Here is a 21,981-nt window from a genome sequence, read left to right on the forward strand (position 1 = left end):
TTACATGGACCCAATCCCCCTAAGGCCTGACTGGTGTCGGCGGAGAAAATGCAACCCGCAACAGCCTTCCCCCGAACCGGTCTAGTTGAGGGGAGTCGCCAGCGCCCCTCCCTTCTCCCCAGACCTCCCTCCATAACATATAATTAACATATATGGGGAGTGGAATGAGTGAAATTACTCTAGGTTCCAACCGAAAAAATAGGGGCATTTTGCTGCTGCAAAGCATCTTTCTGCAGACTTTTTGCAGTTGCTAGAATTTGAGCAGCACGCTTCATATCTCCATCCAGGATGCCTGCGATATCTTCTGCATCAGACATGGCAACCACTTCTACTGAATTCATACCAGCACTAGCAAGGAAAGAGGCGTCTTCCTCGCTAAGACAGAGAGATTCTGCCAGGGAGTGAGCAGCCTGCGCTTTTTGGGATTCGAGCGCCTCCTCCCTAGATTTATCTTCCTGGATATCAATGTCCCAGCCCGTTAGCCTGGCGGTCAGGCGAGCATTTTGACCTCTCTTGCCGATTGCCAGAGAAAGACCCTCTTTAGCAACGGTAATTCGCAACTCCTTCTTGGCTTCGTCCATCGCTATACTTTTAATCACCGTAGGGCGGAGGGCCTCTTTTACAAATTCTTTTGGGTCAGGATGCCATCTAATAATATCCACCTTTTCATTATTCAGTTCACGCACAATGTTCTTGACACGTCCCCCACGCATACCTACGCAGGCCCCCACAGGATCAACTTTTTCATCAGAGCTGAACACAGCAACCTTAGTACGGTAGCCAGCTTCACGGGCAATACCCCTCAACTCCACAGTGTGATCCGCGATCTCACTTACCTCAATTTCAAACAACCTACGAACAAAATTCGGATGACTGCGTGAAAGAATGATTTCAGGGCCGCGCGAACCGTTCTCAACCGCGACGACATAAGCACGGATGCGGTCACCGACGCTATATTCCTCAGTGGAGACGCGCTCCCATCCTGGCATAACAGCCTCAAATCTGCCGAGGTCAACGATGACATCAGAGCGCTCAAAACGGCGAACAGTTCCGCTGACGATCTCTCCTGCTCGGTCCTTAAACTCCTGATAAATCATCTCTTTCTCAAGCTGTCGCAAACGCTGCGTGATGGCTTGGCGAGCAGTTTGAGCTGCAATGCGTCCGAAATCCCTGGGAGTGACTTCGACATCTAATTCCTCCCCCAGATGCACATCCAGCTTTAAAAGGCGCGCCCTGGAAATGGCAATCTCATCGTGGGAGTTACGCACAGGATCTGCAACGATTAACTTGGCCATCGCACGTATATTACCATTTTTTGGATTAATTTCGATACGCAAATTCCTGGTGCCAGCGGTAAAACTGCGCTTTGACGCGGCAAGGAGAGCAGACGAAATAGCTTCCACCAGCACCTCCCGACGGATTCCCTTCTCCCTCTCTAAATAATCCAGAGTTGCAATCAATTCAGCGTTCATAACCAGTACAGACAAAACAGACAGGGCGAGACGGCATTACCCGTCTGGGTCACTAGACTTACCGATGGATACAGGCACCGGTGATTGTGAGCGTGAGAACGAGTGTAGTCAAGAGGCAAAGTCGCGTCCCTTAGTAAGGGAGAGAAATGGTAACCAGCCCCAGTCTAGATAAGCAGAAACTCCCTAAAAATGTCTAAACTTTTCCCTGCTGAATTGACGGGAGCCATTGGAGCGGAGACAATAGCGGAGTAGATCTCTAGGAGACGGGCTAGATATCTTTCAAGAGAATATTCTCTCTTCACAACGCTACGGTTAAGTTGGATGGTTTCCAGTGAAGTCGGAGTAGGGGGTTTAGGAAAAAAATCTCGAGCAACTGCGGAAGACTGTGAGGCTAGGTAGAGAACACGCTCTTGGAGGGTAGGATCTAGCCAACTAAAGTCCACCTGGTCGCCGCGGAAAGCCCGTTGCAACATTCTTTCACATAACTGAGCCTCTACTGGCATACCAACTGCGGTAGCATTTTGCCACAGATGGTGGAAGAGGGACTGGTACACTTGCTTCTTTCCGATAAGAGAGATTGGAATTCCTAGAAAGTCGTATAGGGAGTCTAGGATAATGCCAGTAGAGCGGAGATCCGCAGTGATTAATGGAATGTCTCTACCTAAGATAGGCTTGTTAAAGAGCCAGCATTCCAAAAAAACCATACCAAAACCTTCCTCAAGACTGGTAGTAAGTAGGGCTTCAGAAGAAGACATAAGATCCCCAATGGACATATTGAGACTGGAATGTATGAATTCGGCTGGAATAAGCCATCGATTAGCAATGGACTTCCAACGTGCATAGGAAAGACGTTCATTTGAGGCCCGAGGAGGCATAGCAAGCGCAAGTCGGCTGCCTTTTTTTGGCAAGGTACAGGCAAAAAGAAGGGCTTCGCCGATGTTTTTTCTTCGGATAGATCGGCACGGATAGGTGATGAAACGTGCAGCTCCCCGTCTTTTTGGATGGGGATGGTGAGTGACTGAGGGGGGGAGAGTAGGATTGGGCAGAAGAAAGAGTTTTCCTGAGAATCGTATTCGTTGCAAAAGGGTCATATCGCGCGAGTTGAGCAGTGCGTAGGCAATGCGGGGGGCAGAGGGATATAACAGGTTTCCTACTTCTAGCGGACTTCCGTACGCATGGATTAGATGTTGATAGTTTTCTAGGCGTTGATTCTCCGCAAAATCGTGGATTTGGAGGAGCATAGCATATCCCTCCTTGGCCAAGGATGCGGTGGCTTCGATAAGCGCGAGGTTTTTCCCCAGGGAATGGTTATGCAGGTGCCAGATATCTGGAGCTCCCTTTAAAAGGCGGCAGGCATTTCTTTTCAGCTCCTGGAGGAGTTCTGTTTTTTGTAGACTGGAGGGAGGATTTTTGTAATCCAGTCCTGGTATCCTGGCAACTGGTACCAGATTAGGAATAGGTGAGAGGGGTGCAACATCTCCTGCCAGCACGGCAAGGGAAATGTCTGGCCTTTTCAGTAAGGCCCGGCAGGCTAGTTCGATAACACGTGAAACCCCTCCTATGCGTAGATGGTAGTGGACAATTGCAATGCGCATTAAGTGAGAGAGGGGCGTCACTTTTTCCGGCAGGCTTTCACCAAGAGCATTGGGGGATATTCCTTACTAGACGAGTCGGTCTCAAGGAGGTGATAACCGTCCATGCCAAGATAAAATTGGCGAAGAGAATTTTTTGGAAAGAAGTTTTGGAGCTTCGGGATCCGTCTCAAAAAAGTTTGCAGAATGGAAAAGGCCATAGCGCCGAGAGCCAAAATATCTTGGTGATGATGAAGACGCTCTCCCAAATCCACTTGGGCAATTTTCCCGATCCCCACTTTGTGGTAGATGTCCAAGAGAAGAGCGGTTTCTACTCCATACCCAGCAGGAAAAGAAAGATTCTCCAAGAGGTGGCGTTTTGCTGCGTACTCTCCAGAGAGAGGCTGAATAATTTCAGAAAGACTGGGGAAAAAAATGGAAAAGAGCGGACGGACTAGAATTTCAGTGACGCGTCCACCACCTATGGGTCGTGGATCTTCGTCTATCAAAATTGGACGGTTATAGAAAGCCTTGACATAGTCAATCTCCGGATACATTAGCAAGGGTCCAACAAGACCGTAGACAAAACGAGGATGTATGTTCCGAATATCTCCGTCTAGGAAGCAAAGAAGGTTCCCTTTAGCCACAAACAGGGATTTCCAAAGGTTAGTTCCCTTTCCTGGAACAGAAGGCAGTTCCGGCAAGATTTCAGAAGCGAGAAAAACAGAAGCGCCAGCAGCTTGGGCTTCTTCTCTTGTATGGTCACAGGAACCAGAGTCCACAATAAGGATTTCATCCAAGATGGGGATGGCTTCTATAAGCGCCTTTCTTAAGCGACAGATTAAGGCACCAATCGTAGACTCCTCATTGAGAGTAGGAATACAGAGTGAGAGGATGAAACCCTGTTGGAGCTTACGTTTTAATAGGAGGGTCAGATCCGAGAATTCACCGTGGTGGAATATTCGAGACATCATCCTTCCTAGAGGGGTCATGCTAGACTTATGCAAAGACACGACACGAGGATGGAAGGAGTGCAGGATTATAGCAACTCTCAACGAGAATTGGAATGCTTGTTAATTGAGTTTCAGACGTAGGTTGGTGCATCCCAAAACCGTTGATATGGCTATGACACAGGAGGAACGGGTTTTTGTTCTCTATCAAAGGCTAAAGACGATATACCCCAAGGTGTACTGCACATTAGCTTACTGCTCACCTTTCGAGTTGTTAGTAGCCACTATTCTTTCCGCTCAATGTACAGATAAGCAGGTAAACCTGGTAACACCAAAACTTTTTGAGGCACTGCATACAGTACACGCTTTTGCGGAGATCTCCCAGGGAGGGCTGGAATCACTAATCCGCCCCACTGGGTTTTTTCGAAGAAAAGCAAAAAACATCCGCAATGCAGCTAGAAAGATTCTGGAGTGTCACGGTGGGAAAGTACCAAAAACACTTAAAGCCTTAGTGACTTTACCAGGAGTGGGCCGAAAGACAGCCAATGTAGTTCTTGGCAATGCCTTCAGAAGAAATGAAGGCATAGCAGTGGATACCCATGTGGCGCGCCTTTCAAAGCGCTTGGAGCTGACTCCACATGTGAACCCGGTAAAAATCGAGCAAGATCTTATGGAGCTTCTTCCGAGGAGGCATTGGAGCAATCTTAGCCACCGACTCATCTTGCATGGAAGAAGATGCTGCACAGCCCGTAGGCCCAATTGCGCTACCTGTCAGCTAAGAGACATCTGCCCCAGTGCTTTCTCGGCTCCACCTATAATTAGAGCGAAGAGAGCTATTTCTTTTCCTGGAGCTCAGCATTCAGGGCCGAAATTACCTCTCTCTCAATTTTTGTATAGAGCTCAACATTTTTTCTAAGAATGTCCTTGGTGGCATCACGCCCCTGAGCAAGCTGCTCTCCCCTGTAGTTTAACCAGGAACCTCTCTTCTCTACAACGCCCTTTTCTACGGCGATATCTAGCAGGGTGTTTGTGCTAGAAATACCCTCATTGTAGATGATATCAAATTCAGCTTCAGCAAAGGGAGGAGCGACCTTGTTTTTAACTACTTTGAGGCGAGTACGATTTCCGCTGATACTTCCATCGCTGTTCTTAACGGGACCAACACGCCTGATGTCGACACGCATGGTAGAGTAGAACTTTAGAGCTTTTCCACCAGGAGTAGTTTCTGGATTCCCGAATACAACGCCAATTTTTTCGCGAAGCTGATTGGTAAAAATACAGCATGCACTCGCCTTGGAGATAAGAGAAGTAAGTTTTCTTAAAGCGGCACTCATTAGGCGGGCTTGAGCTCCCACTACAGTGTCTCCAATCTCACCTTCTAGTTCAGCCTTAGTGACTAAGGCAGCTACAGAATCGACTACTAGGATATCTAGGGTATTAGAACGGATGAGGGTCTCGCAAATACGCAGGGCTTCTTCTCCTGAGTTAGGTTGAGAGATTAAAAGATTGCCCAGTTGTACCCCCAGGCGATTAGCGTATTGTGGATCTAGAGCATGTTCGACGTCAATGAAACCAGCTAGTCCTCCACGCTGCTGGGCCTGTGCGATTACGGTCAGAGTAAGAGTGGTTTTCCCAGAAGATTCCGGGCCAAAAATTTCGATGATGCGGCCACGCGGGAATCCCCCGACACCAAGAGCGCGATCAATCGCAATATTGCCGGTAGGAATTACCTCTATAGAGACAGCCGAGGAGCCTCTTAGTCGCATAATCGCCCCTTCCCCGTAGGCCTTAGTAATCTGCTGCAGAGCTATGTCAAGATTCTGACTACGCTGGACCTGGGCTTTTTCTTCAGCAGTGGTGTCTTTAGGAGCCATAAACAGCGGTGTAATTCACCGGAGAAGGTTCATGGTCGCAATAAGAGGGCGAAAAATCCAGTGTTAAAAAACGGGCTTCCTGCTAAAAGCCAATCCAATTGGATTTATACGAGCCACATGGCCGATTGAAGGAAGCTAATGCGCTGGCTTATAGAAGTTATCCACTTTTCCCTTTGGTGCATATGAATGGCTAACAGACGGCTTACTTTTCTGCTTCGACTGGGGAGTTCTATCGCTTTGTGGGTAGTCATTGGACTAGCACTTGCATGGAAGGTACCCATATTCTATTTGGCGCTAATCTGCGGACTGGCGTTAGTTGCCCAATGGGAGTTTTTTCAGATGCTACGGAGCGCTGGTATACAGACATTTTCAGTAACAGCAACATTCCTTTCAGCAGTATTTTTGATAGGAAGTTTTCTTTACTATCGATCCCACACTATCCACACTGGCTTTGATTCTGTGGTGGTTTTGCTGTTAGTAGTAGCCCTCCTCATTCGGCAAATATTCACTCCGACCGGGCAGTTAGCATCCTGCCAGGCTACTGTCTTTACACTGTTTGGCATTCTCTATATTCCATGGACGTTCCATTTTTTGTCCAAAATTATTTTCCTTACACCACCCTCAGCAAATGGGGATCCTACAGGGCCCTTTTATGCGCTCTTTGCAATTATAGTTACTAAGTGTAGTGATATGGGAGCGTATGCATTCGGCAGCTTCTTTGGTCAACACCGATTAGCGCCACAGATCAGCCCTAAAAAGACATGGGAAGGCCTTTTAGGTGCTATTGTCTCAGCTGGAATGGTGGCTCTTGTTGCACATATACTTTTCTCGGCTTGGCTGCCTCTCTTTCACAGAACAAATGTTCTTTTCCTAGGGTCCTCATTGGGTGGGGTGGCTATTGTAGGAGATTTGGCCGAATCAGTCATTAAGCGCAGTATACAAGCCAAGGACTCAGGTTGTCTACTGCCTGGTATTGGTGGAGCACTTGATTTGGTAGACAGTTTGCTCTTCACTGGACCGTTTTTATTTTTCTATCTACATTGGATTATGCACTCTTTATGAGAAAGCGCAGAGTAGTTATTCTCGGAGCCACAGGTTCTATTGGAAATAAGGCCATGCAGGTGGCGCGTGCACTTTCTGATCGCATAGACATTGTTGGGATGTCTACTCTCCGTAATGTGACAAAGATGGAAAAGGCCATACGGGAGTTTCATCCCAAGGCCGTTTGCGTGGTAGATCCAGTTTCTGCCAGCAATTTGGATAGAAGCCTTGGAAAAGAAGTAAAAATTTTCTGCGGAGAGGAAGGGTTGGTAGATCTCATTGTGGAACTTACCGCAAATATAGTCCTTATCGCTATCACAGGCACCAGTGGATTGCGTCCCGCTTTGGCAGCAATTGAAATGGGGAGAGATCTTGCCCTTGCTAGTAAGGAAATACTAGTCACAGCAGGGAGTATTGTCACCCGTGCCGTGCAAGAAAAAGGAGTACAGCTGCTGCCAGTAGACAGCGAGCATAATGCTATTTTCCAATGTCTAGAGGGACGTAGTATGGGAGAGGTCAGCCGATTGATACTGACCTGTTCAGGCGGGCCATTTCGATCCCTTCCTTCAGAAAAATTAGCAGGGGTGACACCGGGGAAAGCACTATGTCATCCCACCTGGAGAATGGGACGCAAGGTGACAGTTGACTGTGCCACCTTATTTAACAAGGGGTTAGAATTAATTGAGGCACATCAGCTTTTCGGGGTCCCTATGTCCCGCGTCGAGGTAGTAATCCATCCTCAGAGCATTGTTCATTCTATGGTGGAATTTGTAGATGGATGCATTCTTGCCGAGATGGGTGCCTCAGATATGTACCTTCCCATTCAGCATGCACTTATGTGGCCAGAACGTGTAGGACCTCCAAGGAAGCCGTTAAACTTTGCAGTCTTGAATCGCTTAGAATTCTTTTCTCCCCGTTGGGATGACTTTCCTGCCTTGCGTCTAGCGCAGCGCGCTGGAGAAAGTGGAGGTACCGCGCCTGCCATCCTAAATGCTGCAAATGAAGTGGCAGTGGAAGCCTTTTTAAAAAAGGAGATTCCCTTTCCAAGAATTTGGGGTATCGTGGAGGAGGTTTTAGACCGAATGGGCGATGGTATATCCGCACCGGATCTCGGACAAATTCTTGAAACGGATGCAGAAGCACGGCGGCTTGCGGCGTTTCTATGTGAGGCCCCCTTACTGTCCTCCAGATAGACCTGCAGGTTTGGAGGTAGACGGAGTAGTCTGTTCTTAGTAAGCACCTTCCCTCTTGTGTTTCCACTTACCTGCATACCCCTTCTAAGAATCCCCCTCCAAAGTACATAGAGTCTCAAAGCAGCTAGTCGCTGCCACTAGGAAACACGGCCCGGAGTGTTTTTTCTTCAGCCCAGAAGTTTTCTCTAGCCCTAGAGGGGGAGATGTTCCTATAGGAACGGGGGAACGGGACGGCGTATAGCCTAAGCGGCAAAGGTATTCGGGCGGTCTTTTTCTACCAGCGATTTATGTCAAGACCAAGCAGCGCTTACTCTGTTTTGCAAGAGAACCTCTCGCTGTGGATACAGCTCCCACATATTACAACGGCGATAGGTACAGGAGAAGTAGGGACATATACAACAGTCCTTTATAACCTCCTTGGTAAGAGGCTCCACACTCTGCACCACAGCTCAGCGGAGTAAATTTATGAAGGTTAGTCCTTGAAAAGGAGCACACTCCCATTATCCTGTAGGACAGTCTCTCGGCGCGAGGCTGAGTGGAGCGTGGATAGTGAGGACAGAAACCAGATACAGTGGAAATCTTCCCTTGGTTGGCCAAATAAAAAGGGGACCACCGCTAGAAAAGACGGTGGTGGAGTGCCTTCGAAAAACGAAGAAGACTCTGGCCACTGCGGAGTCTTGCACTGGCGGCCTTCTGGCAAATCGTATTACCAACGTGGAGGGTTGTTCGGAAATTTTCTTAGAGGGTTTTATCCTCTATTCCAATGAGGTCAAATCAAAAAGGCTACATCTACCTAAGTCGACCATCCAGTCACATGGCGTGGTAAGTGAGGAGGTAGCTGCAGGGATGGCAGAGCGCTTGTTGTATGTTAGCGGCGCGCATTATGCCTTATGCACAACTGGCATAGCTGGCCCAACCGGTGGGACACAACAAGTGCCAACTGGCACAATCTTCATTGGGCTAGCCTCTCATCAAGCACCCGTTCAGATTCACAGAGGATTTTTTCCTGGAAGCCGAGCAACTTTTAAACGGCTGGCTGTAGATGCTGCCCTTGGCATGCTCTACTGCCAGTTGCTCAAATGTTTAACTCTGGAGCCGGGTAGGAATCTCATCCTACCTGGATGAGGATAAGCTTATACCACCAGAAATGGTGTTTGTTTCGTGAGGTCAAAGGCGCGTAGGGGGCACATCGGTATAAAGTGATCCCGGGTAGTTGAGTAACCGGCTCCCGGGAGTTCTACAGGAAAAGAACTCATGAGTCGATAAATCGACGAAGAATCTCTCTGTAGGCGTCAATCCTACGATCACGTAGAAAAGGCCAATGCCTTCTCTGCACGTCTATGAGACTTAAGTCTACTTTTGCGACGATAATCTCCTCATCAGAAGTCGATCCCTTTTGAAGGATCTCCCCAAAGGGGTTACAAATGAAGCTTTGCCCCCAAAACTCAATTCCGCTGCCACCGTAGACTTCGTGGCCTACACGATTAGCCACAGCCAAGTAGCAACCATTAGCTATAGCATGCCCACGTTGAACAACTTCCCATGCTGAGCATTGGCGTTGTCCATAACGAGATTTTTCGATAGGGTGCCAACCGATTGCTGTAGGAAAGAAGAGGATTTGCGCCCCGCGTAAAGCAAGGAGCCGAGCGGTTTCTGGGTACCACTGATCCCAACAGATGCCCACTCCAATGCGTGCATACCGAGTGTCCCACACAGAAAACCCCAAATCGCCAGGAGTAAAGTAAAACTTTTCATAAAAAAGAGGGTCATCTGGAATATGCATTTTCCGATATTTTCCTAACAAAGTTCCGTCTGCATCAACCACTATAGCGGTATTGTGATAGAGTCCCTGAGCGCGCTGCTCGAAGAGGGAGGCAACTAGCACAATGGCAAGTTCTTGAGCAATTGCACAAAGACGTTCCGTCCCAGGACCAGGAATGGCCTCAGCCAAAGCGAAGTGCCTATAGTCCTCAACCTGGCAGAAATATTGAGAACGAAATAATTCCTGAGTAGAGATAATCTGCGCACCTTTGGAAGCCGCTTGGCGGACTCCATGCTCCAAGAAAAGTGTGTTGGCCTCTCTGTCTGGGGTACACCGATGCTGAATAAGCCCTATACTCAGCTTTTGTCGTCTGTCTAGCATGGTATTAATTAACTCCGTAAGGAGCACTGGCGTAAGACGCTAAGCTAAGGCCTAGCTTCCAGCGCCCATTGCCTCATCAACTATGAGCGGTTTTGTGATACGTATGTTGCCTCTTCTCAAGATTCTCGCAGAGAAAAATCACAAAACTAGCAAAAGTTACACATTAAACCGAAACTCTATGATATCCCCATCACGGACTATATACTCCTTTCCTTCTATGCGAAGGCGCCCGGTTGCTCTGGCTTTTGCCCAAGATCCTAGCTGTGTAAAATCTTCATAGGAGATAGTTTCCGCTGCTATGAAACCACGCTTTAGATCTGAATGAATAGCGGCAGCGGCAGTAGGAGCCCTATCTCCACTATGGATAGTCCAAGCGTGCGTTTCCTTGGGACCAGTAGTAAAGTATGTCCGCAGTCCCAAGAGGGTACTATAGGCAACGCGAATCAACTGCTTGATACCACTATCCGCAACTCCAAGCCCCGCTAAAAATTCCTCTGCTTCTGTAGGCGGCAGTTCTGAGAGCTCGCTTTCAATCTGGGCACTGACAGCAACTGTTTCAGTACAGAAACCACCGGTAACGTAAGCCTTCACATTCTGGACAAAGGAGGCTTCGGCTAGATTATTCTGGTTGGCTAAATCCTCCTCACAAACATTGCAAGCGAAAAGAGTAGGTTTAGAAGTAAGAAGGCAGAGGGAGTCAAGGAGAGGCCTTTCCTCTTTTAAAGGCTTCAAAGAAGAAGCCGGGTATCCTTTGTCTAGGTGTTGGATTAATTTTTCTAGGAGATGGAGTTCCACTTCCTGTGCCGGGGTTCGCACTTTCAACCTATCCTCACGCTTCTGTAAAGAAGCAAGGTCTGCAAGGACTAGTTCAGTGCCAATAGTTGCTATATCCCGGATGGGATCTACAGTACCTGCTATGTGGTGAATCTCTGTATTTTCAAAGCATCGTACTACCTGTACAATGGCGTCTACTTTTCGAATATGACTGAGAAATTGATTACCAAGTCCCTCTCCTTCACTAGCTCCCTTAACAAGTCCGGCAATATCTACGAATTCGATGGTTGCAGGTACGACTCTTTGGGATCTCATTAGCGAGGAGAGAATGTCCAGGCGAGTATCTGGAACATTGACGGTTCCAATATTTGGTTCAATAGTGCAAAAGGGGAAGTTTGCAGCTTGTGCCCTGTGGCTACGGGTAAGCGCATTAAAAAGAGTCGACTTTCCTACGTTCGGCAGTCCGACTATACCGATCTTAGGCATGAGAGGAACTCTCATAGATTGATACCTGATGCAAACCTTTTTCTCCGAAGATTTTATGACGCTTGTATGGCTTTCCTTAGAGACATAGTTCCCTATTTGGATCATCTCCTGTATATTCATAGATTTGGAGACGCTCCAGGTGCTTACAATGGTCTTCAGTTAGAGAATTCTGGAAAGATAGAGAAGATTGCTGCTGCTGTGGATGCCTGCGAAGCAGTGATTGATCGTGCTGCTCAAGTGGGACGTACCCTGCTCCTTGTCCATCATGGACTATTTTGGGGAGAGAATAGGCGCTGGATAGGAGCAACTTACAGGAGATTTCGTTCTGCCATCTCCGGAGACCTTGCTATTTATAGCGCCCATCTTCCATTAGATGTCCATCCAAGGCACGGAAATAACGTTTTGTTGGCACAGGCCTGCGGGTTCACCCGTTGCCAACCTTTTTTGGAAGTCTCTGGAACTTATGTTGGAGTCCGTGTTGAAGTGAAATTGAGTCGGGTGGATGTGCTAAACCGCGTAGCAGAAGCGGTATGTGGAGGTGTGCATCTAGCTTCCGGTGGGCCAGAGACATGTTGCCATGTTGGCATTGTCAGTGGTTCCGCTGGCTCTAAAATCGCACAAGCCGCGGCGGATGGAATTGATACTCTAATTACGGGTGAGGGGGCACATTGGACCTGCATAGCAGCAGAGGAATCCAGAGTAAATCTGATTTATGCAGGGCACTACGCCACAGAAACATTTGGGATCCGATCGGTGGCCAAACATCTTTCTGAGTACCTTAACTTACCATGGGAATTTATCGATCACCCAACGGGGCGATAATATAATCTACCATCCTACGCATGACTCTCTTTCATACGCAAACATATCCCCACGTGCCCCATACTCTCACTGCCTCAGGGGGTTCTAGTGTCACACGAAAAGAAAAGTAAAGTGGCAGCTACGAGCAATGGACAAACCAAAAAACTAATAATCGGAGAGAGACTATGAGAAGAGGCCAGCCACGACTGGGCTACTTTATTTACCGAGAAGCAAGCGGAATAACTCATGTTTCCAGCCGGCTCATAGGGCTCTTCCAGCGGATCTGGGGAGTGGCCATCCACTCCTCAAAACCAACTGTGCAGGACTCTTAGAATATCCGGCTGGGTTGAGTTATGTAATAGCTTTTAGCTTTTGACAGATGGGAACTACTTGGCAGTCCCAACGGTAGCTGGTGCTGGCGGAATTGGCGGCGACTTGTGGCTACAAGCTCCGAGTCCAAAAATTGCGCTGGCCATAGCGACGGCAGCGAGGACTTTAACAAAAGGCATAGAGTAATTCCCTCCTTTCTTTGCTGGTTGCGAAAGGTATTCTGTCGAATCCCCTGCAGCTTACAACGAAAATCTGTTTCATTGGTTCCAGAACGAAAAAACTCTCTCTATGTGCTAGAGAAACTTACCGGATTTTCATATCCAATGTTACCCTCCCATAACCAGTTTGACCATTCTTACGGAGTTCAGTCTAAGAATCCTTGAGGCCAGACCATGAGTAATAATGGAAAAGGATGAATTCTGGCGGAGAGAGTGGAACAATTAACTGGAATCGTTAATTCTCTTTACGAATCTTCCTGTAAGCTTGTTTTGTGATAGATTGCGACGATGAGTAAAAGATTTCATGTGGCAGTTGTGGGTGCTACTGGAGCTGTAGGGTTGGAACTTATTCGAGTCCTGCAGTGTCGTAATTTTCCCGTCTCTCAGATAACTTTGCTAGCGTCCCCGCGCTCTTCTGGAAAGATATTCCCCTTCCGTAAGGGAGAGGTTACAGTGCAAGTATTAGATACAAGCTCCTTTAGGGGGGTAGATTTTGCTTGGTTCTGTGCTGGTAGCAAAATCTCCAAGCACTATGCTCATATTGCGGCGGAAGCGGGTGCCGTAGTTATCGACAATTCCTCGGCGTTTCGTATGGATCCTGCGGTGCCACTAGTAATTCCAGAAATTAATGGAGAAGAAGCACAGCACCACAGGGGAATTATCGCCAACCCTAATTGTACAACTACTATCACTCTAATGGGGCTTTATCCTCTACATCGGGCTTTTAACGTAAGGCGCGTTTTTGCTTCCAGCTATCAGGCAGTTTCTGGTTCTGGTACGCGGGGAATTTCAGAACTCCATCAGCAGGTTCGCGCTCTCCTTGTCCGCCATAAAAATGTGGAGAGAAGGGTTTATCCTTACCAAATTGCCTTCAATGTGCTTCCTCACGTTGAAAATTTTCTTGACTCTGGGTACACCCAGGAGGAGGTGAAGATGCAGAGTGAGGGCCGCCGAATCTTGCATTTGCCAAAGTTTCTTGCCTCTGTTACCTGTGTACGGGTACCAGTGTATCGGGCACATTCGGTCGCCGTCTTTGCAGAATTTGAAAAACCGGTCTCCCTGGAGGTAGCTGTGGAAACTCTTAGCAGAGCCCCGGGACTGAGGTTAGTGGACGATATGGCAAGTCACCGTTATCCGACTCCTCTAGGTGTAGAGGGTAAAGAGGAGTGCGAAATAGGGCGGTTGCGTTTAGATTCCGCCATGGAAAATGGCTTGGCCTATTGGGTCTGTGGAGACCAACTACTCAAGGGAGCAGCTTTAAATGCCGTTCAAATTGCAGAATTACTCATTTAAGTCAAAGCCCCTCTGGGGAGATGTGTCTAAAAAGCAGGTGCTATCTTTACTTTGGGAGGGTGCCACAAATTAAAAGGACAATTTCTCCCCTCGGGGGATGGATTGTAAAATAAGCTAGTACCTCGCTAGCTGTTCCGCGTTTGTACTCTTCGAACTTTTTGGAAATCTCCCTGGCAACACACACAGAGATAGAAGGGTGAGTTTCTGTAAGAATGGCAAGCGACTTCACCAGTCGATAAGGGGATTCAAAGTAGATGGAAGTCCATGGGCGGATGGCAGCTTGACGGAGTTCTGCGGCACGTTTTCCTAGTTTTACTGGCAGAAACCCTGCGAAATAGAATTCATGGCAAGGAAGTCCAGAGCCCACCAATGCTGTCAGTACTGCCGAAGGGCCAGGGAGCACAGTAAATGGTAAGCTCTCCTGAATGCAGGCGCATATCAGGCGATAGCCTGGATCTGAAATAGCTGGCATACCTGCGTCGCAACTCAATGCCACCCTATACCCTGCCTTAATATGTGTTATAAGCTGTGCAGTACGTGAAGCCTCGTTATGTCTATGAAAACTGATAAGCGTCTTGGAAACTCCTAGGTATTGTAGGAGAATAGAGGTGTGCCGTGTGTCCTCAGCTGCAATGTAGTCCGCCTCCAGAAAGGCTCTAACAGAGCGAAGAGTGATATCTTCAAGATTCCCGATAGGTGTGGGAATAACAGTAAGCACTGTCAAAGTTTACCACCCCTCTGTCAGTTGGCTGAGCAAAGCATTGGCCATAAGGCGCGCAGCTATTGGCAGCGCCTGACGCTCCTGAGAAATGAGGTCTGTCCCTACGAGGTAGCTGGTAGCTCCGGCCACAGTACCTTGTTGAAGAATTTTACCAGTAGTCCTGTCGAGGACGTGATAAGCCACTAGGATCCGCAGTTGAAGTCTTCTGGTAGTCATCCAATCGGTGGGAGAAACAAGAACGGCTACCCGGGAAACATCGGTGAGCTTACACCGAAGGACAGCGTCCGCTTTGCTTTCATTTATAATTTCGTAGGTGCCATCTACCTGAAACACACGCGTAGTAATATCTGCCAGGAGAGCTTCTGTCCGCGGGAGTAAAGTGTTATTTTGGAACACAGGAATTGCTAGCGTTCGAATACCGCGCATCGAGCTGGGATAAACTTTTCCCAGCCGGTAACAACCTGTAGACATCACTGGTAGGGAGAAAAGTAGAATGGAAAATATGCGTTTTCTAGACAAAAACAACAGCATAGCCCTTCCTGGAGAAGTGGACACAGCCAGCGTCCCACATTCACACGTACATCACACTAATCTAAGAGTCGCTGATTTGCTGCAGGGCAGGACATAGCATAAATCGAGAGAGCAGGTTCCATGCTTTGGGCCCGCGAATTTGCGTGAAAGCCGTCTTCACTCCATTCTTCTGGACTCAGTGCGGCCCCCCCACTCATACCCCAACTTTATTACGTATCACTTCAATCCTTGCCTTAGCTAACATGGCCTCCTGGGAGGCCTTTTGACACTGGAGCACTTCATTATAGTAAATGTAGGCAGACTTGTAACTCCGGCGGCGATCATAGAATTTAGCGATGCGGTAAATCATAGAAGATTCTTTGGAGTTGATCTTCCCTATATTTTCTAGAATTTGAGCCCTACGCTCGGTTTCCGGACATTGCAACAGATAGTCTTGAAAAGCATCCCTTGCCCGCGATAAAGTCATGAGGTCTTGTGAGTGCTTGCTGAGCCCAACACGCATGTAGACGTGGGCAATTTGGTATTGCGCATCACTCGCTAGTCTACTATCAGGATACCTCTCGAGTAAGGCCTGGTAGGCCTGAGTGGCATTGCGGGCGTGTCCCTGTCTCTCATGTGCAAGGCATAGATTAAACTGTGCAAGGGGAGCGTAGTATCCAAAGGGGGCAGAGGTAAGAACTTTCTCATACATTCCTTGGGCGGTTTCTGCATTTGACATTAGAATGCGTGTGAAGGCACTGTCAGGCTTTTCTAGATAGAAGTTAGCGATACGGATCTGCTCTGCTATCGAGTCGTTGAAGCGTTTGGCCCTGGGATAGCGCTTGATGAGGGTTTGATAGGCGATGAAGGCCTTTTGCAGTTGGTTCCTCTTCTGAAGGAGCTTAGCGAGGCGAAAGTAGGCCTCCGGTGCGTCCTGTTTGGAGAGAACAGGCTGCCTGACAAGCAAGCGGTATTTGCGAATGGCCTGATTCAGTTTTCCAGATTTTTCATCCTGGTCCGCTCGCTCCAGCAAAAGGTGGGCCATGGCTTTCTTGCTAAGTGACCTTGCTGGCAGTTTTGGATGAGTCGCCTTTTCCTTTTTTCTGCCCTCCATGGCATGCGATGATAGTACCCCGAGGGGGAAGCACATAAAAAGGAAGATTGAAAAAAATAGTGGGTTCTTCCGCATGGAAAACACGAGTGGGAAACTTTCTCTTTTTCTTTTATGTCTGGAATGTAAAAGCTAGAAGCCGCTCTTTACTGTTTCCTATACAAGACATGCGCCTGCTCCTTATCGACGGTCACTATTATCTTTATCGCTCCTTCCATGCAATTGGAAATCTTCGTAATTCACGAGGTGAACCTACTAACGCCATTTATGGATTTATCCAGGCAGTACGACGTATGATGACGGACCTGTGTCCGGATCTAGGGGCGATAATTTGGGATGCGGGGCTATCCACACGCAGGGTAGCATTGCAATCCAGTTATAAGAAAAACCGGCCGGCAATGCCTCAGCCGCTTCTAAAACAAGAGCTACTCCTTAAGGAACTGTGTCCGCATCTAGGTTTTGCCAGTTTAAGCCTTCCTCAAGTGGAGGCAGACGACCTTTTGGCCTCCTACACTGAGGCTGCAGTGAGCGATGGAATAGAAGTGAACATTGCCACTAGCGACAAAGATCTCTTTCAGCTGGTTCGCCCAGGAGTTTTTATTTATACCACTAACAAGGCAGATTTGGCCGATAAAGGCTTCTCCCTTTTGGGAGAGGAAGCCGTTCGCAGAAAGTGGGGGGTTGCTCCTAGCTTGATAGGAGAGATACTAGCACTAACAGGGGATGCGGTGGATAACATTCCAGGAATAAATGGGGTGGGACCCAAAACGGCAGCGTTTTTGGTACAAGCTTATGGGGGAATAGCAGGACTTTTAGAAAATTTGGATCAGGTAAAGAATAAAATACTGCGAGCAAAGCTGGAGGCGAACCAGTCCCAGATCTTGAAAAATTTAGGAATGGTTCATCTAGACCCCCACATTCCCTTACCCTTTCCTCTGGAGGAGCTGCGCATTCAACCACGTTACGCTGAGTTAATCCATATATTGGAGAGATATGAATTGAAGTTCCTCTCTAAAGCAATGGAGAGAGAAGCATCAAAAGAAAAGGAGAAGACAGAAGTTATTGCTCTTGCACAAGGGTGGCTTTTCAAGAATGCATAGAGCGTGCAGCCGGTGCTTGGCAAGAAACGAAAGTTTGGTACACTCCGTTAGCCTTTATGCCGCTTGATTTGCACTCTCTTGAAATAGCAGCCAGAGACGCCCGTGGCTTAGCTATTGATGCAGTGGTCACTTGTAGGTCCGGTCACCTCGGCCTCCCTCTTGGCGCCGCAGAGATAGGAGCAGTACTTTTTGGTTATGCACTCTCTATCTGTCCAGAGGAACCCAAATGGATTAACCGCGATAGGTTTATTCTCTCCGCCGGGCATGGAAGCATGTTTCTCTATAGTTGGTTGCACCTGTGTGGGTTCGCCATCTCCCTAGAGGACTTAAAGAAATTCCGCTCCCTACGTAGTGTTACGCCGGGACATCCCGAATTTCGTGACACTCCCGGTGTAGAAGCTACGACAGGCCCACTAGGGCAGGGGGTGGCCAATGCACTCGGGTATGCCATTTCGGCAAAAATGGCCGAGGCGCGATTTAACACGCGCCGGCACTGTATCTTTAATCACCACATTATCGTTTTAGCAGGAGATGGCTGCCTTCAAGAGGGAGTCACACAGGAATCTTCTGCACTGGCTGGTCACCTAGGCCTTGATAATCTGATTCTCATCTACGATTCTAATGATGTTACCTTAGACTCTCTGGCATCTGTCACTCAAAGTGAGGATACAGAGGCCCGTTACCGTGCTTTGGGATGGGAAGTCTACAGGACTAATGGCCACGATTTACAGGAGTTTTTTTCTGCTTTCGAAAAAGCGAAAGCAACTAGTTCAGGAAAGCCTCAACTGATTATCGCGAGGACGTTAATCGGGAAGGGTATACCAGAGGTGAGTGGCAGTTCTAAGGCTCATGGAGAAGGTGGGGCAAGGTTTAGTAGGGAAGCCCGAAGAAGGCTCGGGTTACCAGAGGAAACTTTTTACGTTTCTGTGGAAACCCGCACGTATTTTGCTCGACATAAGGAAAGACTGCGCTGCAACTATGAAAAATGGGTGGAAACTTATAAAGCTTGGAGGAGTACTAACCATGGTTTAGCCACTGTGCTAGATAGTAGCGCAAAGGCGGTATCTGGTGATGATCTACTGGCAAGCGTTCCGACCTTTGATTCCAATGCTGTCCTAGCCACTCGTAAAGCCGGCTCTACAGTTCTCCAGCCAGTTGCAAAGGAGCTCCCTCTACTTGTTAGTGGCAGTGCCGATCTACACGGCTCCACGCTAAACTATATACAGGGCGGAGGGGACTTTAGCCGTGAAAACCGGTTGGGACGTAACCTCTATTTTGGAATCCGTGAGCACGCTATGTGCGGCGCTCTCAACGGAATTGCCTACGACGGAATTTTTCATGCCAGCGGGGCCACATTTTTGGTTTTTAGTGACTATGGAAGGCCCTCCATCCGCCTCGCCGCAATATCGCAAGTTCCAGTAGTATATCTCTTTACTCACGACTCTATTGGGGTCGGTGAGGACGGTCCTACACATCAACCTGTAGAGACGCTTGCGGCTCTCCGCTGTATTCCAAATCTAGACGTTATTCGCCCTGCTGACCCAGAGGAAACTGCAGGAGCCTTTGCGGCAGCTTTTTCCAGAAGAGACGGCCCTACCCTTTTGGCACTATCTCGCCAGAATGTTCCCAACCTTCATAACGTCCCAGTCCAAGACCGCAGAGATGGTCCCTTCCTTGGTGGATACGTCGCAAAGAGGGAAACGACATCCCTCGATCTCATCCTGCTTGCGTCTGGAAGCGAGCTCCAACTTGCGTTGCAGGCGGCAGAGCAATTAGGCAGAGGGACGCGAGTAGTTTCCATGCCATGTTTTGAGCGGTTTGAACGCCAGTTGCCCGATTATCAGGAGGAAGTGCTGCCTAAATCGGTCCGTCAGAGGCTTTCCGTCGAAGCTGGCGTTTCAGATCCTTGGTTTAGGTATATTGGACTAGATGGGAAGGCAATCTCCGTCAGGCAGTTTGGACTGAGCGCTCCTGGTGCTGTAGTGCTTCAAGAACTGGGTATCACGACAGCAGCAGTAATAGAAGCAGCGCAGTCGCTGGCATCATCTGTATTGAACACACATTAATTAGCCTGGAAAGTTCCTTTGAGCCTGTGCTTTTAAACACAGACAGTAGGCAAGATATAATAAGAGAATGGGGGAATGTGCCACAAGTAAGTGGTATCCTTAGCGGCTAAGCATTATGTAATAGCGTACAGCCCATTTTGCCATGACTTGGATTCTCTCTTTCACTCTTGTTTTTCTTCTCGTAAGTGGCGTAGCGTTCTGTACCTGGTCCATCTGTAGAGAGCGCTTTCTGGAGGAAACTCGCCGGTTAGACATAGAGCTTGCTCAATTGCGCAAGACACTGGAGTGTGAACGTAGTACTGCTACCGAAGGTGCATCCCTTCTGGGGGATGCTCGTAAAATGTTGTCGGACGAGTTTAAAGCGCTTTCTCGTCAAGCACTGGTGGAGAATAACAGATCGTTTTTAGAAATTGCTGATCGGGACTTGGCCGAGCACCATAGACGCATCGAGGAATCTGTAAAGCCTATGCGTGAAACGCTGGATAAATTCCAAGCTGAAGTCCACAGTGTTGAAAAACAACGTGTCGGTGCTTACGAAAAGTTGGTTGAACAGCTACGTAGTTTGGGAGAAAGTCAACTCCGCCTTCAAGGGGAGACTGCTAATCTGGTTCGAGCCTTGCGTGAACCACAAGCCCGTGGTCGATGGGGGGAGATGCAACTGCGTCGCGTTGTTGAACTGGCAGGCATGCTTGATAAATGTGACTTTACTGAACAGAAAAGTGTTCAAGCTGAAGAGAAACAGTTTCGACCAGATTTGGTGGTTCATCTTCCTGGGAACCGGCAAGTAGTAGTAGACTCTAAGGTACCTTTGGCAGCTTATCTGGACTCCTTGAATCTACAAGAGGGAGAGGCCCGGCAAGCAGCCTTGCGTCGACATGCCAACCAGTTAAGGACGCACATCCAGCAACTTACGCGCAAAGCATATTGGCAGCAATTTGAAAACACACCGGAATTTGTCGTACTCTTCTTACCTATGGAAGCCGTCTTTGGCGCCGCTTTGCAAATTTACCCGGAACTTATTGAGGAGGCAGCAAGTGGTTGCGTCATTCTGACCACCCCTACCACTCTCATTGCCTTGCTGCGAGCAGTCTACTATAGCTGGCAACAGGAAAAAACTGCGGATAATGCCCGCTCCATTGGTGAATTGGGCCGCGAATTATACAGCCGGTTGACGGTCTTTGCTTCACACATGGATAAGACAGCTACAGGGCTTGCCTCAGCTGTCCGTTCTTTTAATGAAGCCTCACGCAGTTTGGAGAGCCGTGTATTAGTGAGTGCACGTAAATTTCGCACTTTGGGAGTTGTGAGTGGTGACAAAACCCTTGGCTCACCAAAGCAGGTTGAAGATACACCCTGTTTAGCAGCTCCGGGAGTTATAATAGACCGAGATCTTGCAGAGAAAAGGTAAAACCGTAGAGAGGCTGACTAGCCTAGAGTGAACAGTGCATCTCTGTGGTCTCAGCATATTATCATTTTCCGTCCACCATAGTTCTCCCCAATTTTCTTGGTACACAGCAGCTACTAGAGCTGACAAGCTCTCTTATGCTTGTCTTTGGTCTCACTATGCTAAAGTTTCTGGTAGCCTTAATTCCATGGCGATGGCTACAACTTTGTTGCTCTCCCTCCCGAAACCGCTCTCTCTTTCTTAGAGGTGGCATAGGAGTCAGCATTTATAACCCCCGTGGAATGAGCTCCTCCTACATACAATGCACACTCACCAGAGATAGGCATAAATCTAATAGAGGTAGTTTGTGCAATGAGCTCACAACTAGGCAGGGAATGATTGCGATGTAGAAGACCCCCTGCAGAGAGGTATACTGGGAATACAGATAAATATTGTGTGGCTCCCAAGGATATTTTTTGCAAACAGCAGGAGTCCGCACAGTCTTAGCTGACGGTCGTTTTAATCAAGAGCCCGCTTTTATTACGGCGCCCCAGTACACCCCTCGATAAGAGGGTTTTGTAAACCGGAGTGCCAAGATACCACGGAAGGATGGCTGCGTGCACATGAAGCCAGAAAGCACAAGGAACTCTCGACCGTCTCACCCCATGCGGAGCCTACGGGGCTCGAACCCGCAACCTCTGCCGTGACAGGGCAGCGCTCTTACCAGTTGAGCTAAGGCTCCCTCGACCCTGAGCAAGCTATGCTTCCCATGCCATAGATAGCAAGTTTTTTTACGGCGGATCAAAAGTGTACAATGAGGAAGCGTGTGCATAAAAAAGTCTATCTGTCTGCTTAGAAGGCGAAATCCCTTATGGGTAGGGGAAGTCGTTCCACTCGGAAAGCTTGATGGGCTATGCTAACTCAGTCGGTAGTTGTCACCTTT

At 48.3% G+C, this 21,981-nt stretch carries 18 protein-coding genes and 1 tRNA gene; 9 read left to right on the top strand and 10 right to left on the bottom strand.

Annotated features, from left to right (window positions below; all coding sequences use genetic code 11):
• Nucleotides 1-179: 179 nt before the first annotated feature.
• The 3 genes from nusA to AMD24_RS00730 all read right to left on the bottom strand — a co-directional run bounded on the left by nusA (nucleotide 180) and on the right by AMD24_RS00730 (nucleotide 4,017).
• Nucleotides 180-1,472, bottom strand: a complete 1,293-nt coding sequence (nusA, locus tag AMD24_RS00720) for a transcription termination factor NusA (RefSeq protein WP_062100235.1) — start codon at nucleotides 1,470-1,472, stop codon at nucleotides 180-182.
• 164 nt (nucleotides 1,473-1,636) lie between these two features.
• A complete protein-coding gene (locus tag AMD24_RS00725; protein WP_062100236.1) occupies nucleotides 1,637-3,067 on the bottom strand; it encodes a glycosyltransferase in 1,431 nt (476 codons plus the stop codon).
• Nucleotides 3,068-3,084: 17 nt separating this feature from the next.
• Nucleotides 3,085-4,017 (bottom strand): glucosyl-3-phosphoglycerate synthase, encoded by a 933-nt coding sequence (locus AMD24_RS00730; protein WP_082383071.1) that lies wholly within the window; start codon nucleotides 4,015-4,017, stop codon nucleotides 3,085-3,087.
• Nucleotides 4,018-4,168: 151 nt separating this feature from the next.
• Between AMD24_RS00730 and nth the strand changes: the two genes are divergently transcribed.
• Nucleotides 4,169-4,909 carry an endonuclease III gene (nth, locus tag AMD24_RS00735; protein ID WP_320408901.1) on the top strand — a complete coding sequence of 247 codons (741 nt, stop codon included), beginning with the start codon at nucleotides 4,169-4,171 and terminating at the stop codon, nucleotides 4,907-4,909.
• On the opposite strand, the gene recA is transcribed toward nth, so the two are convergent.
• The gene (gene recA, locus AMD24_RS00740) at nucleotides 4,827-5,867 is read right to left on the bottom strand and encodes a recombinase RecA (protein ID WP_062100238.1); all 1,041 of its coding nucleotides are present in this window, start codon (nucleotides 5,865-5,867) and stop codon (nucleotides 4,827-4,829) included. The two genes, nth and recA, sit on opposite strands and share 83 nt — an antisense overlap.
• 186 nt (nucleotides 5,868-6,053) lie before the next feature.
• On the opposite strand from recA, the gene AMD24_RS00745 reads away from it, so the two are divergent.
• The 3 genes from AMD24_RS00745 (at nucleotide 6,054) to AMD24_RS00755 (ending at nucleotide 9,226) form a co-directional block, all read left to right on the top strand.
• A complete protein-coding gene (locus AMD24_RS00745) occupies nucleotides 6,054-6,929 on the top strand; it encodes a phosphatidate cytidylyltransferase (protein ID WP_062100239.1) in 876 nt (291 codons plus the stop codon).
• The gene (gene dxr, locus AMD24_RS00750) at nucleotides 6,926-8,101 is read left to right on the top strand and encodes a 1-deoxy-D-xylulose-5-phosphate reductoisomerase (RefSeq protein WP_062100240.1); all 1,176 of its coding nucleotides are present in this window, start codon (nucleotides 6,926-6,928) and stop codon (nucleotides 8,099-8,101) included. Before AMD24_RS00745 ends, dxr begins: the two co-directional genes overlap by 4 nt.
• A 549-nt stretch (nucleotides 8,102-8,650) precedes the next feature.
• Nucleotides 8,651-9,226, top strand: a complete 576-nt coding sequence (locus tag AMD24_RS00755) for a CinA family protein (RefSeq protein WP_062100241.1) — start codon at nucleotides 8,651-8,653, stop codon at nucleotides 9,224-9,226.
• A 127-nt stretch (nucleotides 9,227-9,353) separates the two neighbouring features.
• Here the strand turns inward: AMD24_RS00755 and AMD24_RS00760 are convergent, their stop codons facing one another.
• Nucleotides 9,354-10,244, bottom strand: coding sequence for a carbon-nitrogen hydrolase (locus AMD24_RS00760; protein WP_062100242.1), 891 nt, complete (start codon nucleotides 10,242-10,244; stop codon nucleotides 9,354-9,356).
• 156 nt (nucleotides 10,245-10,400) lie between these two features.
• Nucleotides 10,401-11,504, bottom strand: coding sequence for a redox-regulated ATPase YchF (ychF, locus tag AMD24_RS00765; RefSeq protein ID WP_062100831.1), 1,104 nt, complete (start codon nucleotides 11,502-11,504; stop codon nucleotides 10,401-10,403).
• Nucleotides 11,505-11,570: 66 nt separating this feature from the next.
• Here ychF and AMD24_RS00770 point away from each other — a divergent pair, with 66 nt between their 5' ends.
• Nucleotides 11,571-12,326, top strand: a complete 756-nt coding sequence (locus tag AMD24_RS00770; RefSeq protein ID WP_062100243.1) for a Nif3-like dinuclear metal center hexameric protein — start codon at nucleotides 11,571-11,573, stop codon at nucleotides 12,324-12,326.
• 815 nt (nucleotides 12,327-13,141) lie between these two features.
• The gene (locus AMD24_RS00775; protein ID WP_062100244.1) at nucleotides 13,142-14,146 is read left to right on the top strand and encodes an aspartate-semialdehyde dehydrogenase; all 1,005 of its coding nucleotides are present in this window, start codon (nucleotides 13,142-13,144) and stop codon (nucleotides 14,144-14,146) included.
• Nucleotides 14,147-14,192: 46 nt separating this feature from the next.
• On the opposite strand, the gene rsmI is transcribed toward AMD24_RS00775, so the two are convergent.
• The 3 genes from rsmI to AMD24_RS00790 form a co-directional block, all read right to left on the bottom strand.
• A complete protein-coding gene (gene rsmI / locus AMD24_RS00780) occupies nucleotides 14,193-14,864 on the bottom strand; it encodes a 16S rRNA (cytidine(1402)-2'-O)-methyltransferase (protein ID WP_062100832.1) in 672 nt (223 codons plus the stop codon).
• 9 nt (nucleotides 14,865-14,873) lie between these two features.
• Nucleotides 14,874-15,398: an LPS assembly lipoprotein LptE gene (gene lptE / locus AMD24_RS00785; RefSeq protein ID WP_148565158.1), complete on the bottom strand. Its 525-nt coding sequence runs from the start codon at nucleotides 15,396-15,398 to the stop codon at nucleotides 14,874-14,876.
• Nucleotides 15,399-15,591: 193 nt separating this feature from the next.
• Nucleotides 15,592-16,422, bottom strand: a complete 831-nt coding sequence (locus tag AMD24_RS00790; RefSeq protein WP_158404312.1) for a tetratricopeptide repeat protein — start codon at nucleotides 16,420-16,422, stop codon at nucleotides 15,592-15,594.
• A 233-nt stretch (nucleotides 16,423-16,655) separates the two neighbouring features.
• Here AMD24_RS00790 and AMD24_RS00795 point away from each other — a divergent pair, with 233 nt between their 5' ends.
• The 3 genes from AMD24_RS00795 to AMD24_RS00805 all read left to right on the top strand — a co-directional run bounded on the left by AMD24_RS00795 (nucleotide 16,656) and on the right by AMD24_RS00805 (nucleotide 21,062).
• The gene (locus AMD24_RS00795; protein ID WP_148565159.1) at nucleotides 16,656-17,588 is read left to right on the top strand and encodes a 5'-3' exonuclease; all 933 of its coding nucleotides are present in this window, start codon (nucleotides 16,656-16,658) and stop codon (nucleotides 17,586-17,588) included.
• Between the two features lie 56 nt (nucleotides 17,589-17,644).
• Nucleotides 17,645-19,654 (top strand): transketolase family protein, encoded by a 2,010-nt coding sequence (locus tag AMD24_RS00800; RefSeq protein WP_062100833.1) that lies wholly within the window; start codon nucleotides 17,645-17,647, stop codon nucleotides 19,652-19,654.
• 142 nt (nucleotides 19,655-19,796) lie between these two features.
• The gene (locus tag AMD24_RS00805; protein ID WP_062100248.1) at nucleotides 19,797-21,062 is read left to right on the top strand and encodes a DNA recombination protein RmuC; all 1,266 of its coding nucleotides are present in this window, start codon (nucleotides 19,797-19,799) and stop codon (nucleotides 21,060-21,062) included.
• A gap of 644 nt (nucleotides 21,063-21,706) precedes the next feature.
• Here the strand turns inward: AMD24_RS00805 and AMD24_RS00815 are convergent.
• Nucleotides 21,707-21,780, bottom strand: a tRNA-Asp gene (locus tag AMD24_RS00815).
• Nucleotides 21,781-21,981: the final 201 nt, after the last annotated feature.

Origin of the sequence: Candidatus Xiphinematobacter sp. Idaho Grape (genome assembly GCF_001318295.1) — a bacterium.
GTDB lineage: Bacteria > Verrucomicrobiota > Verrucomicrobiia > Chthoniobacterales > Xiphinematobacteraceae > Xiphinematobacter.

Excerpts from the sequence above, each read along its gene's own strand:
- nusA (WP_062100235.1), bottom strand. The coding sequence starts at position 1,472 with ATGAACGCTGAATTGATTGCAACTCTGGATTATTTAGAGAGGGAGAAG.
- AMD24_RS00725 (WP_062100236.1), bottom strand. The coding sequence starts at position 3,067 with ATGCGCATTGCAATTGTCCACTACCATCTACGCATAGGAGGGGTTTCA.
- AMD24_RS00730 (WP_082383071.1), bottom strand. The coding sequence starts at position 4,017 with ATGATGTCTCGAATATTCCACCACGGTGAATTCTCGGATCTGACCCTC.
- nth (WP_320408901.1), top strand. The coding sequence starts at position 4,169 with ATGACACAGGAGGAACGGGTTTTTGTTCTCTATCAAAGGCTAAAGACG.
- recA (WP_062100238.1), bottom strand. The coding sequence starts at position 5,867 with ATGGCTCCTAAAGACACCACTGCTGAAGAAAAAGCCCAGGTCCAGCGT.
- AMD24_RS00745 (WP_062100239.1), top strand. The coding sequence starts at position 6,054 with ATGGCTAACAGACGGCTTACTTTTCTGCTTCGACTGGGGAGTTCTATC.
- dxr (WP_062100240.1), top strand. The coding sequence starts at position 6,926 with ATGAGAAAGCGCAGAGTAGTTATTCTCGGAGCCACAGGTTCTATTGGA.
- AMD24_RS00760 (WP_062100242.1), bottom strand. The coding sequence starts at position 10,244 with ATGCTAGACAGACGACAAAAGCTGAGTATAGGGCTTATTCAGCATCGG.
- ychF (WP_062100831.1), bottom strand. The coding sequence starts at position 11,504 with ATGCCTAAGATCGGTATAGTCGGACTGCCGAACGTAGGAAAGTCGACT.
- AMD24_RS00770 (WP_062100243.1), top strand. The coding sequence starts at position 11,571 with ATGGCTTTCCTTAGAGACATAGTTCCCTATTTGGATCATCTCCTGTAT.
- AMD24_RS00775 (WP_062100244.1), top strand. The coding sequence starts at position 13,142 with ATGAGTAAAAGATTTCATGTGGCAGTTGTGGGTGCTACTGGAGCTGTA.
- lptE (WP_148565158.1), bottom strand. The coding sequence starts at position 15,398 with ATGCTGTTGTTTTTGTCTAGAAAACGCATATTTTCCATTCTACTTTTC.
- AMD24_RS00790 (WP_158404312.1), bottom strand. The coding sequence starts at position 16,422 with ATGGCCCACCTTTTGCTGGAGCGAGCGGACCAGGATGAAAAATCTGGA.
- AMD24_RS00795 (WP_148565159.1), top strand. The coding sequence starts at position 16,656 with ATGCGCCTGCTCCTTATCGACGGTCACTATTATCTTTATCGCTCCTTC.
- AMD24_RS00800 (WP_062100833.1), top strand. The coding sequence starts at position 17,645 with ATGCCGCTTGATTTGCACTCTCTTGAAATAGCAGCCAGAGACGCCCGT.
- AMD24_RS00805 (WP_062100248.1), top strand. The coding sequence starts at position 19,797 with ATGACTTGGATTCTCTCTTTCACTCTTGTTTTTCTTCTCGTAAGTGGC.